Source organism: Bacteroides sp. MSK.20.12, assembly GCF_019052435.1.
Taxonomy (GTDB): domain Bacteria; phylum Bacteroidota; class Bacteroidia; order Bacteroidales; family Bacteroidaceae; genus Bacteroides; species Bacteroides xylanisolvens.
This window is the reverse complement of sequence record NZ_JAHQVH010000026.1, coordinates 45828-65025: the sequence shown is the minus strand read 5'-3', so window position 1 is coordinate 65025 and position 19198 is coordinate 45828. Positions and strand designations below refer to the sequence as shown.

Sequence of the window (19198 nt, the reverse complement as noted above, 5' to 3'; positions counted from 1 at the left end):
GACCTAAAAATAGAAAACTAATTGTTCAATAAAGGAAAAAAACTATTCAAAGTAGAAATAAAAGTTCATGGGCGCATTGTATATCTGTTGGATAGCATATATACCTGATTTTGTTCTTTATTGATTAGCATTTTTCCTTCCTTTTCCATAAACTTCTCTATTTTTGTTTTTCAGATAATTGATAATACTATGGTAAAGAAGAATTTCTTAATGACTGCCCCCTTACTGATGGCATCGTTTTGTTCGGCACAAGAGAAGCCGAATGTCGTACTGATTATGGTAGATGATATGGGTTATTCCGATATCGGCTGCTACGGTGGAGAAATACTGACCCCTAATATTGATGCATTGGCATCTAAAGGAGTACGTTTCACTCAATTCTACAACACCTCACGTTCATGTCCCGCCCGGGCCAGTTTAATGACAGGGCTATATCAACATCAGGCAGGTATCGGTCAGATGTCCGAAGACCCGTTTAAAAATCCCGGCCAGAAGAGTCCGAATGATTGGGGTGTACCCGGATACAAAGGATTCCTCAACCGCAATTGTGTCACAATAGCCGAAGTTCTGAAAGAAGGCGGCTACCATACCTATATGGCAGGTAAATGGCATCTGGGAATGCATGGAGAAGAAAAGTGGCCCTTGCAACGGGGATTTGAACGCTTCTACGGAATTTTGGCAGGAGCTTGCAGTTATCTCCGTCCATCGGGAGGACGCGGCTTAACCCTTGACAATACAAAACTTCCGGAACCGGAAGCACCCTATTATACAACAGATGCATTTACCGATTACGCAATCCGCTTTGTTGATGAGCAGAAAGACGACAAACCTTTCTTCCTATATCTGGCATTTAACGCTCCTCACTGGCCGTTGCAGGCAAAAGAAGAAGATATTCAAAAATTCACGAAGATCTATCGTGAGAAAGGATGGGATGAAATTCGTGAAGCAAGACGGAAGCGGATGGCTAAGTTGGGAATTATTGACTCGAATACAGAGTTCGCCGAATGGGAAAACCGGAAGTGGGACGAACTGACAGAGAAGGAAAAAGATGAAGTAGCCTACCGGATGGCCGTTTATGCAGCGCAGGTGCATTGTGTAGATTATAATGTAGGAAAACTGCTGGACTACCTGAAGAAGAATCATAAACTGGATAACACGCTTGTCATGTTCTTGTCTGATAACGGTGCTTGTGCCGAGCCATACGCTGAATTGGGAGGCGGGAAAGTGTCTGAAATCAACAATCCGGCTTGTAGCGTGTTCCCTTCTTACGGAAGAGCATGGGCACAGGTTTCCAATACTCCGTTCCGTAAATACAAATGCCGTTCTTATGAAGGAGGTATTTCTACCCCTCTCATCGTGTCGTGGAAAAGCAATCTGAAGAATAAGAAAGGTGAATGGTGCCGTGTTCCCGGTTATCTGCCGGACATTATGCCGACCATCCTGGAAGCAACAGGAGCCGCCTATCCGGAAACTTATCACGGCGGAAACAAAATATATCCATTAGTAGGCAGTAGCCTTTTCCCTGCTATTCAAAAGAAAGCAGACTCTATCCATGAATATATGTATTGGGAACATCAGAACAATAGAGCGATCCGCTGGGGAAACTGGAAAGCAATCCGCGACGAAAAAGGAAAAGAGTGGGAATTGTACGATGTGGTTAAAGACCGTACCGAACGTAACAATCTGGCAGAACAGCACCCTGAAGTGCTTACCAAGTTAGTTGCCGAATGGGAGAAATGGGCGAATGCAAACTTTGTATTACCGAAACATCCGAAGAAATAAATAAAGGAGGAACACAAAATGAATAAATTACTAGTAAGTGCATCCGTAGCCTTGGGAGCTACCAGCCTGTCTTTCGCCCAGCAAACGGAAAAACCGAACTTCCTATTGTTCATAGCCGACGATTGTTCTCATTATGACTTGGGCTGTTATGGCAGTGTTGATTCGAAAACTCCGAATATCGACCGCTTTGCCACACAGGGAGTACGTTTCACACAAGCCTATCAGGCCGTTCCGATGTCGTCGCCTACCCGGCACAATCTATATACCGGTTTGTGGCCTGTACGCAGCGGAGCTTACCCCAATCATACTTGTGCCAATGAAGGAACATTGAGCGTTGTACACCACCTGCAACCGTTGGGTTATAAAGTCGCGTTGATCGGGAAATCGCATATTGCTCCGAAATCAGTATTTCCTTTCGACCTTTATGTACCTCCTTTGAAAGGTGGGGACTTGAATTTTGAAGCAATTCAGAAATTTATTTCCGATTGCAAGGCGAAAGGCGAACCTTTCTGTCTGTTTGTAGCCTCCAATCAACCGCATACTCCCTGGAATAAAGGCGATGCCTCTCAATTTAATGCGGACAAACTGACGCTGCCTCCTATGTATGTAGATATTCCCCAGACTCGCGAGTTGTTTACCCATTATCTGGCAGAGATCAATTATATGGACCAGGAATTCGGCAATGTCCTTTCTATTTTAGATAAGGAAAAAATGACGGATAAATCTGTTGTCGTATATTTGAGCGAACAAGGCAACAGCCTGCCTTTTGCCAAATGGACTTGTTATGATGCGGGGGTACACTCTGCCTGTATCGTTCGTTGGCCGGGAGTGGTTAAGCCGGGAAGCGTAAGTGACGCATTGGTGGAATATGTAGATATTGTCCCAACTTTTGTCGACATAGCAGGAGGAAAGCCGCAGGCAAAAGTAGATGGCGAAAGCTTTAAACCGGTATTGACAGGCAAGAAGAAAGCACACAAGAAATATTCTTTCTCCCTTCAGACCACGAGAGGCATCAATGCCGGATCGCCTTATTATGGCATCCGTTCGGTATACGACGGCCGATACAGATATATTGTCAATCTCACCCCGGAAGCCACTTTCCAGAATGTTGAAACAAAATCTCCTTTGTTTAAAGAGTGGAAAAGTCTGGCGGAAACGGATAGTCATGCAAAAGCGATGACGACTAAATACCAGCATCGTCCGGCTATCGAATTGTATGATGTGAAGAACGACCCGTATTGTATGAAAAATCTGGCGGAAGACGCGAAACAAGCTTCTACCATCAACCGTTTGGATAAAGAGCTGAAACGCTGGATGAAGGATTGTGGAGACGAAGGACAACCTACCGAGATGCGTGCCTTCGAACACATGCCGGGAAAGAGAAAATAAGCCGTCACACATCAAAACGAATGAAACACAGAATGTTATTTATAAATCGTATATCATGAAAAAAGAATTTTTTGGTTTGCTTTGTGGATGTACTCTGCTTCCGGCATTTCTTCATGCGCAGACAGAGCGTCCTAATATTGTGATTGTATTGGCCGACGATTTAGGTTGGGGAGATGTAGGGTTTCATGGTAGTGAAATCAAGACTCCCTGTTTGGATGCTCTGGTGGGCGAAGGAGTGGAACTCGAACGCTTTTACACTTCTCCCATCAGTACGCCCACCCGTGCGGGACTGATGACGGGACGTTACCCGAACCGGTTTGGTGTCCGTTCGGCTGTTATTCCGCCCTGGCGTGAGGACGGACTGGATGAGAATGAAGAAACGATGGCCGATATGCTGGCACGTAACGGATATAAGAACAGAGCCATTATTGGTAAGTGGCATCTGGGACATACCAAGAAAGTGCACTATCCGATGAATAGGGGATTTTCGCATTTCTATGGTCATCTGAACGGTGCGATAGATTATTTCGACCTGACGCGTGAAGGTGAACTGGACTGGCACAACGACTGGGAAACCTGCCACGACAAAGGATATTCTACCGAATTGATAACCAAAGAAGCCATCCGCTGTATCGATGCATACGAGAAAGAAGGTCCGTTTATGTTGTATGTGGCCTATAATGCACCTCATACACCTTTGCAGGCACAGGAAAAAGATATAAAACTCTATACTGACAATTTCGACAGCCTGACACCGAAAGAACAGAAAAAAGCGACTTACAGTGCAATGGTTTCCTGTATGGACAGGGGAATCGGTGCTATTGTAGATGCCTTGAAGAAGAAAGGAATTATGGACAACACTTTCTTTATCTTCTTTAGTGATAACGGTACAGCCAGTGTTCCGGGATCTTCATCAGGACCTTTGCGTGGACATAAATTCGACGAGTGGGATGGAGGGGTACATGCGCCGGCTGTTCTTTATTGGAAGAAAGCAGAGAAACAATATAAGAACTTGAGTTCACAGGTGACAGGTTTTGTTGACCTTGTTCCCACATTGAAAGATTTGGTCGGAGATCACAGCCGTCCGAAACGTGAATATGACGGTATCAGCATCCTCCCTGTATTAAACGGTAAAAAGACCTGTATCGACCGCGATTTTTATCTGGGACACGGAGCAGTAGTCAATAAAGACTATAAACTGATAAGAAAAGGTATGAAACCGGGACTGGATTTGAAACAGGACTTCCTGGTTGATTATAAAACAGATCCTTACGAAAAGAAAAATGCCAGCGCAGGAAACGAGAAAATTGTGAAAGCTTTGTATGAGGTTGCCCTGAAATATGACACGATCACTCCTTGTATACCAGAAGTACCTTATGGTAAAGGTCGTGACGGATTCAAAGCTCCTAAAGAATGGAAAGTAGTACGTTGAATCTGTTAACCCTATGAATTGAAAATAATACAAGATGGAAAAATCAATGATTAGTTTATGCCTCCTAGGCGGATTGGCGATAGGAAACGGGTTTGCCCAAACTCCTTCAAAGCCTAATATATTATTAATCATAGCCGATGACTGCTCCTATTACGATATAGGCTGTTTCGGAGCGGTCAACAACAAGACTCCGCATATAGATGCATTGGCTCGACAGGGGATAAAGTTCAACAGTGCGTATAATTCTGTTTCGATGAGTACGCCTACCCGGCATTGTGTTTATACAGGTATGTATCCGATGCATCATGGCGGTTATGCCAACCATAGTTCGGTCAATGCCGATGTAAAATCTCTCCCTACTTATCTGGGAAATCTGGGTTATCGGGTTGGATTGGCCGGGAAGTGGCATATCAAACCTTTGGCTAACTTCCCGTTCGAAGATGTACCGGGATTCCCCAAAGGATGTACAAGCCCAAACACTGACTATCATACCAAAGGTATCGAGAAGTTTATGGAGCGTGATGCTTCCCAACCTTTCTGCCTTGTCTTGGCTTCTATTAATTCGCATGCTCCCTGGACAGGTGGTGACGCTTCCGTTTTCGACCGGAAGAAACTTCAGTTGCCGCCACAGTTTATCGACACGGAAGTAACACGTGAATACTATGCCAGATATTTGGCGGAAGTCGGCTTGCTCGATCAGCAGGTGGGTGACGCTATGCAGATTCTGAAAGAAAAGAATCTGCTGCAGAACACTCTTGTCATTTTCATATCCGAGCAGGGTACGCAATTTGCCGGAGCCAAATGGACCAATTGGAGTGCCGGTGTCAAGTCGGCGATGGTGGCTTCCTGGCCGGGTGTCATTAAACCCGGTACGGAGACTTCCGCTATTGTGCAATATGAAGACCTTCTTCCTACATTTATCGATGTTGCAGGTGGAAAGGTGCCTGACGTAATAGATGGAAAGAGTCTGGTAGATGTATTTCAAGGGAAAACAAAGACACACCATAAGTATGCTTATCATGTTCACAACAATGTTCCGGAAGGTCCGGCATATCCAATCCGTTCTATTTCAGACGGACGCTATCGTCTAATCTGGAACTTGACTCCGAAGGAAACATACGTAGAAAAGCATATTGAAAAGGCAGAATGGTATCTCTCGTGGAAAGCACAGGACACGGATCAGGCACATAAAATCATGAATCGCTATAAGAATCGTCCCGAGTTCGAACTATATGATATCAAGAAAGATCCGTTCGAAATGAATAATCTGGCGGATGTGAAGAAATATAGTAAGAAGAAGGCAGAACTGACGATGGAACTGCAAAAATGGATGAAACAGCAAAATGATACCGGAGCTGATAAAGACCGGCCGCGTGCTCCTAAGAATAAGCAGAAGAAAGCAGCCAATGTATAATATTCGTAATGCTACCGCTTGTTGCTCTCTGAAAGAGATTTATCTTTTTTATTTCTCATTTCTCATAAAATCCAGGTAATTAGTTTATAATCAGTAATATATAGTATGAGAAATGCCTGCATAGAAAGCATTTCTCATACTTTTTACAGATATTTTAACGAAAAAACCGCTATTTCTCATTCGTTTTTCAATGATTTCTCATACATCTGCCCTGTATTCATCCTGCATTTCTCATACATTTCTCATGATGACTGCATAGACGATGGTTGCTGATCTTATTTACATTGAAAACAGATGAAAGGTACTTATCATTCAAACAACCCTATGCCGGCATGTTTTTCATTCGTTATCGTCCAGTTATTGATAGAGCATCTCCATCGTTCCACTAGAGTGACGAGGATTGTTCACTAGAGTGCATAGATTCGTTCACTGGAGTGAAAAGACTTGTCTACTGGAGTGGAACGATTGAGATGTCAGTCAGATAATCCGGGCATGTCGGTTGGAAAACATGAAGAGATAGGTTATATCATACATAAACTATAGCTTTAATACATTCAATATATGAATAAACTAATCACAATCTCCTCTGCACTTCTTACAGCTGCTGCTGTAAAAGCGCAAACGCCCAATATTGTATTTATATTGGCGGATGATTTGGGTTATGGAGACATCTCGACCTTTAATCCCGAATCTAAAATCCATACTCCTAACATTGACAAACTGGCCGAGCACGGGATTGCCTTTACGGATGCCCATGCTTCTTCCGCTTTATCCACTCCTTCCAGATATTCTCTTCTGACTGGAAGGTATCCGTGGCGAACTAAGCTGAAACGAGGTGGTCTTAATGGCGATTCGCCTGCAATGATTGATCCTGAACGTCGCACAATCGCGCAAATGTTTTCAGCGAATGGCTATAATACCGCTTGTATCGGTAAATGGCACTTAGGTTGGGACTGGGGATATACGAACAATGGCAGAAGCATGAAAGATATAGATTTCTCGCTTCCGATCAAGAACGGACCCACCGACAGAGGATTTGATTACTACTTCGGCATACCCGCGTCATTGGATATTTCTCCCTATGTTTATGTGGAAAATAACAAAGCGACCTCTATCCCCGATCATGTGATAGAACCCCAGAAAAAGAATCTGGCATTACTGATGCACGGAGGAATGGCAGGAGCCGATTTCAAGCCGGAAGAATGTTTTCCCAACATCATTCGTCATAGTCTGAACTATATCAATGAACAAAAAGACAGCAAGAAGCCGTTTTTCTTATATTTGCCTATTACTGCTCCCCACACACCTATATTGCCTTCGAAAGAGTTTCAGGGTAAAACCAGTATCGGTCCTTATGGCGATTTCGTAGTTATGATAGACGACATGGTGCGCCAAATCGTAAAAACATTAAAGAAGAACAAGCAACTGGATAATACCATCATTGTCTTTGCTTCGGATAATGGGTGTGCCGGTTATATCGGCGTGAAAGATATGGAAAAGAAAGGACATTTTCCTAGTTACATCTACAGAGGCTACAAAAGCGATATTTACGAAGGCGGACACAGAATTCCCCTTATTGTCTCCTGGAAAGGAAAATATGGGAAAGAGATAAATAACTCTTTAGTCTCATTGATAGACTTTTATGCCACTTTTGCCCAAATGCTTAACCACAATTTGGAGACAGAAGAAGCTGTTGACAGTTACAGTATGTGGCCGATATTGAGTAAGAAAGGTGCTTCTACGCGTAAGGACTTGGTGCACGAAGCGGGAGAGGGGTATTTGTCTTTGCGTACTTCCCAACTGAAATTGGTGTTCTACGGAGGTTCGGGTGGCTTTTCTTATCCTGTCAAACCTTCTGATGTGGCGAAGTTCCCTCCGATGCAATTGTTTGATATCGTGAAAGATCCTTCGGAAAAAGAAAACATTATCGGTGATAAGCGTTACGAAAATGAGGTGAAAGAAATGAAACGGGCTATGAAGCAATATGTAGAGAATGGCCGTTCTACTCCTGGTGAAAAAGTATCGAATGATACGAAGAATAGTTGGAATCAGGTAAAGATCTTCATGCAGGAAGAGGAGGGAATATAATATACTGTATACTTTTTTACTAGTAGGCATGGATTACACGGATCTTACGGAAAGAGAATAAACTTGTCCCTATTAATCCGTGTAATTCGTGCCTGAATGATGTCAGTCAGTGAGCAAAGGTGCTGGGAAGGTACGCATTGCTCCACTCAAACGCGGATAAGTTTCCCAGATGTCATCTTGAGTCGGATCATCTAAGTAGCGTGTATCTTTGGTCTTTTTAAGTAATTTGTCCATTTCTTTACGGAGATTATTTAGCTTTTCGGTGCATTTACCATTTCCAACTAAATTATGAAGGCAACCGGGATCGGTAGATACATTATACAATTCTTCATAAGGTCGTTTCCCTGCTGCTTTCAGAAAATAAGGATATATTTCTCTGTCATCTCTGTTGCTGACAATGAAGTCCCATGCCGGACATTGGTCTATGTCGTAATAAGCACTATGCATTGCTTCTAGTTTCCCTTTTTTATCAATAGCGCAAGGGTCACCTGCAGGCCATCTCTCCGGACGGAAGTTTCTGATATAAAGAAAATCTTTTGTTCTTAATGCACGGCTCGGATATCCCCAATTATTATATCGCGCAGAAGCATGACGTTCTCTTCCTGCAAAAACCATCGTTCTTCCTGTGTCTTTTCTCTTTTTCTGAAGATAGGGTAGTAGGCTGATACCTGCCATTTGCCCTTTATTTGGTATACCGACTGCATCAAGGATCGTTGGGGCCAAATCGACGCCACTTACAAATTCATCGCTGATACCTCCTTCGTTAATCTTACCTATCCAGCATATAGCCATTGGAATATGGATACCATATTCAAAACAAGTTGCTTTGGCTGCGGGGAAAGGCATTCCATTGTCTGCCATGACAATAATCAGGGTATTCTCTAATTCGCCCTCTTCTTTCAATGTGTCAAGGATACGGGATAATTGGCTGTCGTACCATTCTATTTCCGTTCCATAGTCTAATAAATCTCCTTTTATGGCCTCCTTATCGGGAAGAAAAGAAGGAACTTTTGCATCGGCCAGTTTTCTATTGGCTTTTTTCCAGCTATCCTTTTCATAAGGACGATGCGGCTCACGTGAACCGACCCAGAAATAGAAAGGCTGTTTCTCCTTTCTGGCGTGGAGAAATTCTTTAAAGTTTTGATAATAATCGGTATTGGACACTCCTTTGAAAGGAGGTTGAATGTGTCTTTTATTGTATTCCGGACCTGCAGGGTTATGCTTTCGTCCCGATATTTTCCAGTCGCCGGGGCCCCATCCTTTCCCTGTGCAGCCAACATGATAACCAGCTTCCGCCAAAATATCAGGAAAGCATTTATATTCGGCAGGGAAGGAGGAAGCATGAGTGCCTGCTTCTGCTATTTGCCAGGGATAAAGTCCGGTTAAGATAGAAGCTCGCGAAGGGCTGCTTCCAGGAGAAGTAACGAACGCATTGTTGAATAACCAGCCGTTACGGGCTATAAAATCAAATGCCGGTGTTTTAGCTATGGGTGAACCATAGGCCGATGCGTGCGGGTAAGACTGGTCGTCAGAAATGACAAATAGTATGTTGGGTCTGTTGGTTTCGGCTGCATTGAGTGACGGAATTACTAAGGGACCGACTAAGGTGGATAAGAAGATATGCTTGCTGTTCATAAAAATCTCCTTTAAATGAAACATTGCTCTCTGACTGATGACAATGGGAGAGCTTTCTTATTATAAATGAAAATACAGCACCTCGAATTTAAAAATTCAAAGGTGCTGTCTTGATATTCAACAAGGAAAAGAGTATTTATTTAATTTGCTATTTCCTATTTATTCAGAGAGTTACAGATCTGTAGGTTGATTTCTCTGACTTTAGCTTCATTCATCTTGATAACTTTACGGTCATAAGTCATCAGACCGTTGATTTCACCTTCTACGTCTGTTGTCTGGGTATATACGGCAGCAGAGAATCCTTTCTGGATCAATTCCAACAGATGTTTGCCATATTTAATGTATTCGTTCGTTACTTCGTCCGATGTATTGAACTTCACATAACCCCAGTTTTTCTTGTCATTCACCCAAGTGTTTCCTTCTACTACCAAGCCGATACCTCCATATTCACCCAATACGGTAGCGCGTCTCGGATCGTAAAGGAACATGTTCGGGCCCGGATAGTGGTGAAGGTCGAGAATATCGCCACAAGTATAGTGATTACCACCACTGGCAGGATTCACCAGGCGGCTAGGATCGTATTCTTTAGTCCATGCTACGATTTCTGGAGTCTTGAATTGTCCCCATGCTTCATTGAAAGGAACCCATACGGCGATACTTGGATAAGAATACAGACAGTCGATGATTTCTTTCCACTCTTTGCGATAGTTAGCTTCCGAAGCAGCAGAACGAATCACTTCCGTACCGTTGAAATAATTGCGTGCCTGCCACTGTGGACTAGGACCACCGTTCGGCATATCCTGCCATACGATCAATCCTAATTGGTCGCAATGAGTGTACCAGCGTGCAGGTTCTACTTTGACGTGCTTACGTACCATGTTGTAGCCGAAGTCTTTCGTCTTCTTCAAGTCATAAACCAATGCTTCGTCTGTCGGTGCAGTATACAAACCGTCAGGCCACCATCCCTGATCGAGCGGACCGAATTGGAAATAGTCTTTGTTGTTCAATTGCAGGCGAGTGATGCCATTCTGACCCTTGCGGATAGAATATTTACGCATAGCCGTATAGCTCTTAACCTGGTCTATTGCTTTTCCGTCCTTATACAGAGTCACTTCCATGTTGTAGAGGAAAGGAGAGTCCGGAGACCACAGTTTAGCATTAGCAGGCATTGCCAGTTCAACAGGTACTCCGTTCAACGCTGCGCCTTTGGCTACAAGGTTCTTGCCATCGAATACTTTTACTTCCACTTTATCTGCAGAAGTTGTATTGGCGGCAACTTCTACCTTAACAGAATTATTGTCAATATCAGGAGTAGTTTTCAGATTAGTGATGTATTGTGTTGCAACCGGTTCCAACCACACTGTTTGCCAGATACCTGTAACCGGAGTGTACCAAATGCCATGAGGATTTGCTATTTGTTTTCCTCTGGGTTGTTCGCCACGATCTGAAGGGTCCCATACTTTTACTACCAAGTCATTATTTCCTTTATTAAGTACAGAAGTAATATCGAAATAGAAAGGAGTAAATCCGCCTGTGTGTTCGCCTACTTTTACATCATTCACCCAAACTTCTGCTTTCCAGTCTACTGCTCCGAAATGCAACAGGATTTGTTTACCACGCCAGGCAGAAGGAACGTCGAAAGTACGTTGGTACCACAGTTCTTCTTTCTCGTTTATCATTTTGCCTACGCCTGATAAAGACGATTCTACGGCAAAAGGAACAAGAATATCACCCTGGTAAGCAGCAGGTGCAGGAGTGCCTTTGGGAGTGATTGCATATTTCCAAAGCCCGTTCAAGTTTTTCCAGTCACTACGTTCCATGATAGGACGCGGATATTCCGGCAATACGTTTTTAGGGTCAAGCTGTTCTCCCCACGATGTTTTGATTTTGTCACCGGCAGGTTTCCATTGAGCAAAAGTCGAACTGCATAAAGCCAATGCAAGCAGCATTGTTAGAAAATTCTTTTTCATGTTCATGGTATAAAAATATAGTTAGTTATTAGATATAAATTCTATTAAAAGGATATTGCAAAGAAAGGGGAATTAAAAGAGAATAAAGGAAATTTGCCGTTCAAAAAACAATAAATTCTCTTCATTTTTGGTCGAATAATGAGTTTTTTCGCTAATAAAACGGACTATTGACTAATTTTTATTCTTTATTGGACCGTTAGTTTCATACGATATTGGAAATTATGTACATCTTTGTAATGCCAATATTGGGTAACGAAAATATAATAACTTCAAAAGTTTTCTTTACGTGAAATTTTATATATTTTTGCAATAACGATTGTGGTAGTTAATCTATATCTTATCTGATATGCAGGAACGTGGACAAAAATATATTTGGGGCTTTTGGATAATATCCTTTGTTATTACTTCTATATTTTACATGGGTTGTTCAGGTGAAAAACCATTTGGAAATAAGGAGGAAATAGCCGGGCAAATGTCGCTTGCTCTACAACAGAAAGATATGTATTGCCAAAAGAAACTGGAGCGTATCGATTCTATTCGAAACTTCTTGAATGTGAATGAAAAAAGGATGGCGGACGAAGAAAAGTTTCTGATCAATGCAAACTTGTATAATGAATTTAAACTTTATTCTTTCGATTCTGCCTTTCATTATGCCACGCAGTTGTGTAAGATAGCTAGTGTTATAGATAGTGCTGCATATATGGTAAATGCTAAAACCAAGCTGGGATATATTTTAGCACGCGGAGGTTTCTTTAAAGAAGCTATAGATTCACTTTCTTCCATCCGGATTGAGAAAGAGACATTACCTGCTCAAGTGTTGGCAGACTATTATATTAGCTTTGGGCGTGTTTATCATGATTTGGCGGATTATGCAAAAGACGATGTGTTTTCATCCAAGTATAACCAAATAGGAAATGAACTCTTGACGGAAAGTCAGTCTTATCTTTCTGATTCGTCAACAATCTATTATGTGAGAGGAAAAATAGCCCTTAAAGAAGATAAGTTAGCTGAGTCCAAACAACTTTATAGGCAGGCCTTAGAAATATGCGATACTACTGATACGGAAACACTTTCAGTACTCTTGTCGACTTTGGCGTTTATCGACCGTAAGTTGGAACTGAACGATGAGGCTATTTATTACTATGTGAAGGCGGCTGTGAATGATATCCGCAGTGCCACCAAAGAGTCAGTCTCTATGAGAGGATTGGCAACGATGCTGTATTATCATAAAAATGATGTAAACCGTGCATCTGAATATATAAATGAGGCATTTGAAGATGCAACTTTTTATGGAACCCGTCACAGGATTAATGTCATCGGAACTTTATTACCTGTATTTGTCGGGGAGAAACTCGATATAGAGCAGGTTAAGCGGCAGACTTTTCAGGATAGTTTTATCTTGACTTCTATTTTTGCGATTATATTAATAGTGGCCATCATTTATATTCTAGTACAGATGAAGCACTTGCGCCGTTCCCGTCAATTGTTGGAAAAACTGAACTTGAAATTGTCGGAAGCAAACCGTATTAAGAATTCGTATATAGGACACTATCTGGATGCTACTTTTAAATTAGTTAATCAGCTTGATAATTTTGTATTGGTAGGGCAGCAAAAGTTGGAGAATAAGCAGTATGATTCTCTTTCTTCGATGATTCATAATTTAAATTCGGATTTTAACAGGAAAAGTGCTTTTGCTGATTTTGATAGGACATTCTTGTCCTTATTTCCAACATTTGTCGAAAATTTCAATTCATTGCTTCAACCGAATGATAAATTTGCATTGGAGAATAAAGATGCGTTAAATTCTACCTTACGTATTTTTGCCTTGATCCGGTTGGGAATTACAGAGTCTGAACAAATATCAGAAATCCTGGGATATTCCGTGAACACCGTTTATAATTATAGAGTTCGCACTCGAAATAAAGCTGTGGATCCTGCTAATTTTGAAAAAAATATCAGAAAAATAGGTCTGTAGTTGTTATATAAGTACGTATAAACCCCTATATTCTCACCTGTTTTTGATTTTGTAATCATTTGATTATTAGTTGATTAGATTTCTAATTCCCCTATATTTTTGTTATATGGCGGATATATCCCCTCTTTTTCCGGTTGGTAATTCTTAATTTTGCCTATGCTTCGATTAACAAAGAGTATAAACGACTTAAATCAAAAAGAACCGTGAAAAGTATGAAGAACTACAACCGATTATTTTTATTGAATCTAATTGCTTTATTTTTTCTTTCCACTTCGTCTCTGGCAATAAATTCCATTTCTTCTTTAAAATTGGAGAAAGGTAATTTTCGGATTTTGTTATCCGGGCATGAAGTAGAACCTGTAAAGCTGGCGGCAGAAACCTTATCTAAAGACTTTGAGAAGGTAATGCATTACAAACCTGTAATCTCACAAACGATTGATGAGGCAAATAGTATTGATATTGTTATCATTAACGAAGAGACGGGCGGTTCTTTGCTTCAGCCTCGATTCATTCGTCCTTTGGATGGTTTCGAATCTCATAGGGTATATTGTAGTCCCGATGAGAAGCGTATTTATCTTCATGGAAAAGATATGCGTGGTGCTATATATGCTATTTATACTTTTAGTGAATTATTTCTTGAAGTGCCCCCGTTGTGGTATTTTTCTTCTTGGGAACCGCAGTATAAGAAACAGGTGGAGATACAATCGGACTTTGACTATTTTCAGAAGTCACCACAAGTCAGGTATCGTGCTTGGTTCCCTAATGATACCGATTTGTTCAGTCCTTGGAGACGCTTGTCGAAAGAGAACAACGAATTGTGGCTGGAGACTATGTTGCGGTTGAAGCTTAATACTGTCGAATTGGAAGCTACGGTTACATATCCGGATTATAAACTGAATGGTCAGGCTGCTTTATTACGTAAATACGGACTGGTACTTACTTCTCATCATCACGTAGCCTGCAACAATAATCTGAAAAACTGGGAAGGATACTGGCGACGAGTGCGCGGCATGGAAGCACCGGAGTTACTTTTATCGAATGAAAAAGCTCTTGTTGAGTTTTGGCAATATAGCATAGAAACGGTGTGTCGTGATAAACAGGAAAATCTGTGGCAGATTGCTTTTCGTGGTGTAAACGACCAGCCTTTTTGGGCTGCTTTTGCCGATGCTCCGGCGGGTGATAAGGAACGTGCAGAGGTGATTAACCGTATGATTCGCATACAATTGGCTATGATAAAAAAAGCAACAGGAGAGAATGATCCTTTTGTACGAATGACCTTCTACGATGAACTTTCTGACTTGTTGGCTAAAGGCTATTTACAACCTCCGACGGGTAAGAATATGCTTTGGACTTTTGTTGCCGGACGGAGAGATCACTATCCTTACGATGATTTGGTTACATTCGATACGACAAAGCAAGTGAAACTGGGATATTATATGAATCTTCAATTCACTTCGACCGGTGCTCATCTGGCTCCTGCAGAAGGACCATGGAAAATGGAAGCGAACTATCGTTATGTGAATACACGTGGTCCGCTGACTTTCTCGGTGGTTAATGCTGGCAACTTAAGAGAATTTGTCATGGAAATGTCAGCCAACGCTCGTATGATGTGGGATATGAAGGCGTATAATACAAATTCTTTCCTGATTGATTTCTGTACCCAACATTTTGGAAAGGAGCATGCTACTGAAGCTGCCAAGCTTTATCATGATTATTACTATGCCTATTGGCAACAGAAACCGTCAGAGTTTCCGGGATTGGAACGTCAGTTTATCTTTCAGGATTTACGCTACTCTCGTGTTTTTGAACAGATCGGAAAACGCTTTGATGACTTTTCTCCGAATCCTTTGTATGAGATCGGATTTGAACGGGTGCCCGGTCGTTCGTTCCGCATTGACGGAAATAATCAGGTTGATTCATTGATTGCGGGAATGAAAAAGACAGCTGTGCGTTTCGAGGAGGTTTCACGACATTGTGAAGATTTTCTCAAATCTTTGCCAAAACAAAATCAACGGTTCTTCAGAGATAACTTGGCTGCTCCTTGCCATTATATGGCAGCATTGAGTCATTCATTATATCATTTTGTATCTGCTTATAAAGAAAAGGATCGCGGTAAACGGACTGAACATCTGGAAGTCGCTATCCAAGAATTGGAAGAGGCACGCGATGCCCTGTATGAAACGCAGGAAGGAGTATTCTCCACTTGGTATATAGGTGATTCCATGAATGGTAAATTTAATATTCCACAACAACTCAAATTGTTAAATAAACTGCACAAAGAATTTTAGTAACAATTTATATTAATTACCTAATTGAATCTAATTTATGAGAAATTTAGACTTTAGCACGAAGGTATTTCGTCTGCTGATGCTGGTTCTCCTACTCTTTTCGGTACAGATAAGCCGTGCTGATGAAGGGTGGCCGAGAACTCTCAAAGGGCGAATTGTTGACGCGAAAAGTGGAGAAACCCTTATTGGAGTAAATATCCAGATCTTGGGAACTACCACAGGTACAATTTCAGATTTTGACGGAGGATTTCAATTGGTGGTCAAAGCCAATTCCGTTATCCAGTTTTCGTATGTGGGATATAAACCCATTGAAATCAAAGCTGAAGAAGCGGTAAAGAAAACTGTTTTCCAAATGGAAGAGGATGCTGGTGTACTTGAAGAAGTGGTGGTAGTGGGGTATGGTACCCAAAAAAAGGTGACTAGCGTAGGCTCTATCACACAAGCTGATGGAAATAAGTTATTAAGAGGAGGTAGTGTCAATTCTGTAACCGAAGCATTACAAGGGAAATTGAACGGTGTAGTAGCTATTAATTCCGGTGGTATGCCGGGAGGAAATGATGTTTCTATGTATATCCGTGGTAAGAGTACATGGGGAAATACAGATCCGCTTGTATTGCTCGATGGTATTCAGAGTGATATTAAGGATGTGGATATGAATGAGATCGAATCTATCTCTGTATTGAAAGATGCTTCGGCAACTGCTGTATATGGTGTACGGGGAGGTAATGGTGTCATTTTGATTACTACTAAGCGTGGTACAAATAAAGCACCTACTATCAGTTTTTCGGCAAATTATACCTATAAGTCACCGACTACCAGTATGGAACTTGCTGATTATGTTACGTCCATGCGGGCTTATAACCAAGCTATGGCTAATGATGGGAGCTGGAACAAGTTGATTCCCAGGTCTACACTTGATGCATGGGAACGTGCTTATGCCGAAGGAAATTATGGTGCGTACAATGATGTATTCCCTTATGTAAACTGGTGGGATGAGTTGGTCGGGTCAGGTTTTACCCAGAATTATAATGTTAATATTCGTGGTGGTACGGATTATATGAAGTATTTTGCTTCGGTTGGTTACCAGGGTGACGGTGATATTTATAAGTTAAAGAAAAATGACTCATTTGATCCCCGACATAGTTATAAACGTTACAACTGGCGGTCGAATTTTGATTTCAATATAACGAAATCCACAAAACTGTCTATTAATGTGGCAGGTAAGATGGCTTATCGTAATAAAGCACTTGATGACAGTAATCCGTTCTATGCTATATTGACGAGCCCGACGAGTGTTTATCCTGTGAAATATTCTGATGGGGAATGGGGAGATGATACTTACACCAATCCGGTAGCTAATATGAATATGGAAGGTGCTAATCTGCGTAAAACATTTCAAGGGTGGTATGATGCTTCTCTTGAACAGAAGCTTGATTTTATTACTAAAGGGTTGAAAGTAAATGCCAAGGTTTCTTATTCTTCATCATCTACTACTTCTACAGCCACTTATCTGGGTACGGAAGCAGCAAGTCAGGCGTTTAAATATATTATTCGTTATTCACGTACATACGACTATGCTAACCCGATTATTGGTGAAGATGGACAGTTAACTTATCCGATGTTGGAAAGCAAGCGTCTTCCTTATGAAACATCTGTGTCTAATCCGGCTTTTGTTAAATATTACGATCAGTTGGATGCTTATAGCCGTCGGTTTTATTACGAATTCTCTATTGCTTACAACCGTTCGTTCGGGGATCATAATGTAAGTGCACTTGCATTGGTGAATCGTCAGATCTTTGACTCAAAAGATGGTGGCGATATTCGTTTCCCGAACTATAATGAGGATTGGGTTGGACGAGCTACCTATAACTGGCGCGAACGTTATCTGGCGGAGATGAACATTTCATATACAGGTTCGGAGAAGTTCGCACGTGGACATCGGTTCGGTTTGTTCCCTTCTTTCTCATTAGGATGGCGGTTATCTGAAGAATCGTTTATCAAGAAACATTTGGGAGACGTACTTACAAATGCCAAAATTCGTTACTCGTGGGGAAAAGTAGGATCGGATGCCGGAGCAAGTCGTTGGAACTATATTCAATCGTTTACCTCCGGAGACCATCTGACTTTGGGCACTGATGCTACCGGACATAATTGGGGACCGCTTTATACAGAAGGTTCTATCGCTAATCTGGGCTCTACTTGGGAAAAATCAACCAAACAAAATTTAGGTATCGAAATTGGTCTGTGGAATAAATTGTCATTAACGCTTGACTTGTTTGACGAAAAGCGTAGGGATATCTTAATGACACCCAATACCACATCTTCTATTGCGGGAGCTACTTTTAATTCGTTGAATATTGGAAAAACGAAGAATCATGGTATCGAACTGGAGTTGCGTTGGGATGATAAGATTGGCAAGGATTTTCATTATTATGCCAATTTTACAATGGCGTCAAGCGAGAATCGTATTGTATTCCAGGATGATCCGTATAAATCTCCAGACCATTTGAAAAAGGCGGGAAAGCCGATCGGGCATCAAGCACGATATTTGGCAATAGGTAACTATGGCTCTATTGACGACGTATTTAATTATGCTCAAAGCGGCACTATCAATTCCATATCACCGAATCAGGTGATTCCTGGTGACTTGGTATATATCGATTTTGATGCTAACGGTATTCTGAACGGTCAGGATAAGGTGGCGGTCGATCAGTTGAATTATCCGCTTCATACCTATGGTCTTGATTTGGGATTTAATTGGAGAGGGTTGAGTTTCAGTGCTATGATATATGCTCCTACAGGTGTATGGAAATTGGTGGATACAGTTTATGCATCTTCGTTTAAAGGAGGAAGAGTAAATGCACAACCTGGAGCGTTAAATACCTGGTCGCCTGAAACGGCTAGTTCAAGTGGTATTCAGAGACCTTCTTTACATTTAAAGGATGATGGTGGATTTAACGGTACTGAAAGCACTTGGCGCTACCGGAACTTTTCATATCTACGTCTAAAGAATGTGGAGGTTAGTTATCAGTTACCTAAGCGTTGTCTAACTCCAATGCGTATCTCTAGTTTACAGGTTTACGTTACAGGTAATAACTTGCTGACTTTTTGGGGAGGTGACAATCGCATAGATCCGGAAGGTAATCAGACAGGTTATCCTATTCTGCGTTCGGTAACATCGGGAATCAGACTTTCATTCTAATCTTAATAAAAATAATGATCATA

General features: G+C 41.6%; 10 protein-coding genes. 8 read left to right on the top strand and 2 right to left on the bottom strand.

The genetic code is table 11. The features are described 5' to 3' along the window. Positions 1–189: 189 nt before the first annotated feature. The 5 genes from KTR06_RS14605 to KTR06_RS14585 all read left to right on the top strand — a co-directional run bounded on the left by KTR06_RS14605 (position 190) and on the right by KTR06_RS14585 (position 8105). Positions 190–1782, top strand: a complete 1593-nt coding sequence (locus tag KTR06_RS14605; RefSeq protein ID WP_004310843.1) for an arylsulfatase — start codon at positions 190–192, stop codon at positions 1780–1782. Positions 1783–1800: 18 nt separating this feature from the next. Continuing rightward, positions 1801–3171: a sulfatase gene (locus KTR06_RS14600; RefSeq protein ID WP_217290473.1), complete on the top strand. Its 1371-nt coding sequence runs from the start codon at positions 1801–1803 to the stop codon at positions 3169–3171. A 55-nt stretch (positions 3172–3226) separates the two neighbouring features. Then, entirely contained in the window at positions 3227–4603 is a 1377-nt protein-coding gene (locus tag KTR06_RS14595) for an arylsulfatase (RefSeq protein ID WP_151934064.1), read from the top strand. A gap of 34 nt (positions 4604–4637) precedes the next feature. Beyond that, positions 4638–6017, top strand: coding sequence for a sulfatase (locus KTR06_RS14590; RefSeq protein ID WP_115485190.1), 1380 nt, complete (start codon positions 4638–4640; stop codon positions 6015–6017). A 561-nt stretch (positions 6018–6578) separates the two neighbouring features. Next, a complete protein-coding gene (locus KTR06_RS14585; RefSeq protein ID WP_217290472.1) occupies positions 6579–8105 on the top strand; it encodes a sulfatase-like hydrolase/transferase in 1527 nt (508 codons plus the stop codon). 102 nt (positions 8106–8207) lie between these two features. Here KTR06_RS14585 and KTR06_RS14580 read toward each other — a convergent pair whose 3' ends face one another. Both KTR06_RS14580 and KTR06_RS14575 read right to left on the bottom strand, forming a co-directional pair. Next, positions 8208–9764, bottom strand: a complete 1557-nt coding sequence (locus KTR06_RS14580) for a sulfatase (protein WP_217290471.1) — start codon at positions 9762–9764, stop codon at positions 8208–8210. A gap of 131 nt (positions 9765–9895) precedes the next feature. Beyond that, entirely contained in the window at positions 9896–11710 is a 1815-nt protein-coding gene (locus KTR06_RS14575) for a glycoside hydrolase family 2 protein (protein WP_217290470.1), read from the bottom strand. 418 nt (positions 11711–12128) lie between these two features. Between KTR06_RS14575 and KTR06_RS14570 the strand changes: the two genes are divergently transcribed. The 3 genes from KTR06_RS14570 (at position 12129) to KTR06_RS14560 (ending at position 19175) form a co-directional block, all read left to right on the top strand. Further along, positions 12129–13685, top strand: coding sequence for a DUF6377 domain-containing protein (locus tag KTR06_RS14570; RefSeq protein ID WP_254306427.1), 1557 nt, complete (start codon positions 12129–12131; stop codon positions 13683–13685). 212 nt (positions 13686–13897) lie between these two features. Beyond that, positions 13898–15973 carry a glycosyl hydrolase 115 family protein gene (locus KTR06_RS14565; RefSeq protein WP_217290469.1) on the top strand — a complete coding sequence of 692 codons (2076 nt, stop codon included), beginning with the start codon at positions 13898–13900 and terminating at the stop codon, positions 15971–15973. Positions 15974–16010: 37 nt separating this feature from the next. After that, positions 16011–19175, top strand: a complete 3165-nt coding sequence (locus KTR06_RS14560) for a TonB-dependent receptor (protein WP_087318149.1) — start codon at positions 16011–16013, stop codon at positions 19173–19175. Positions 19176–19198: the final 23 nt, after the last annotated feature.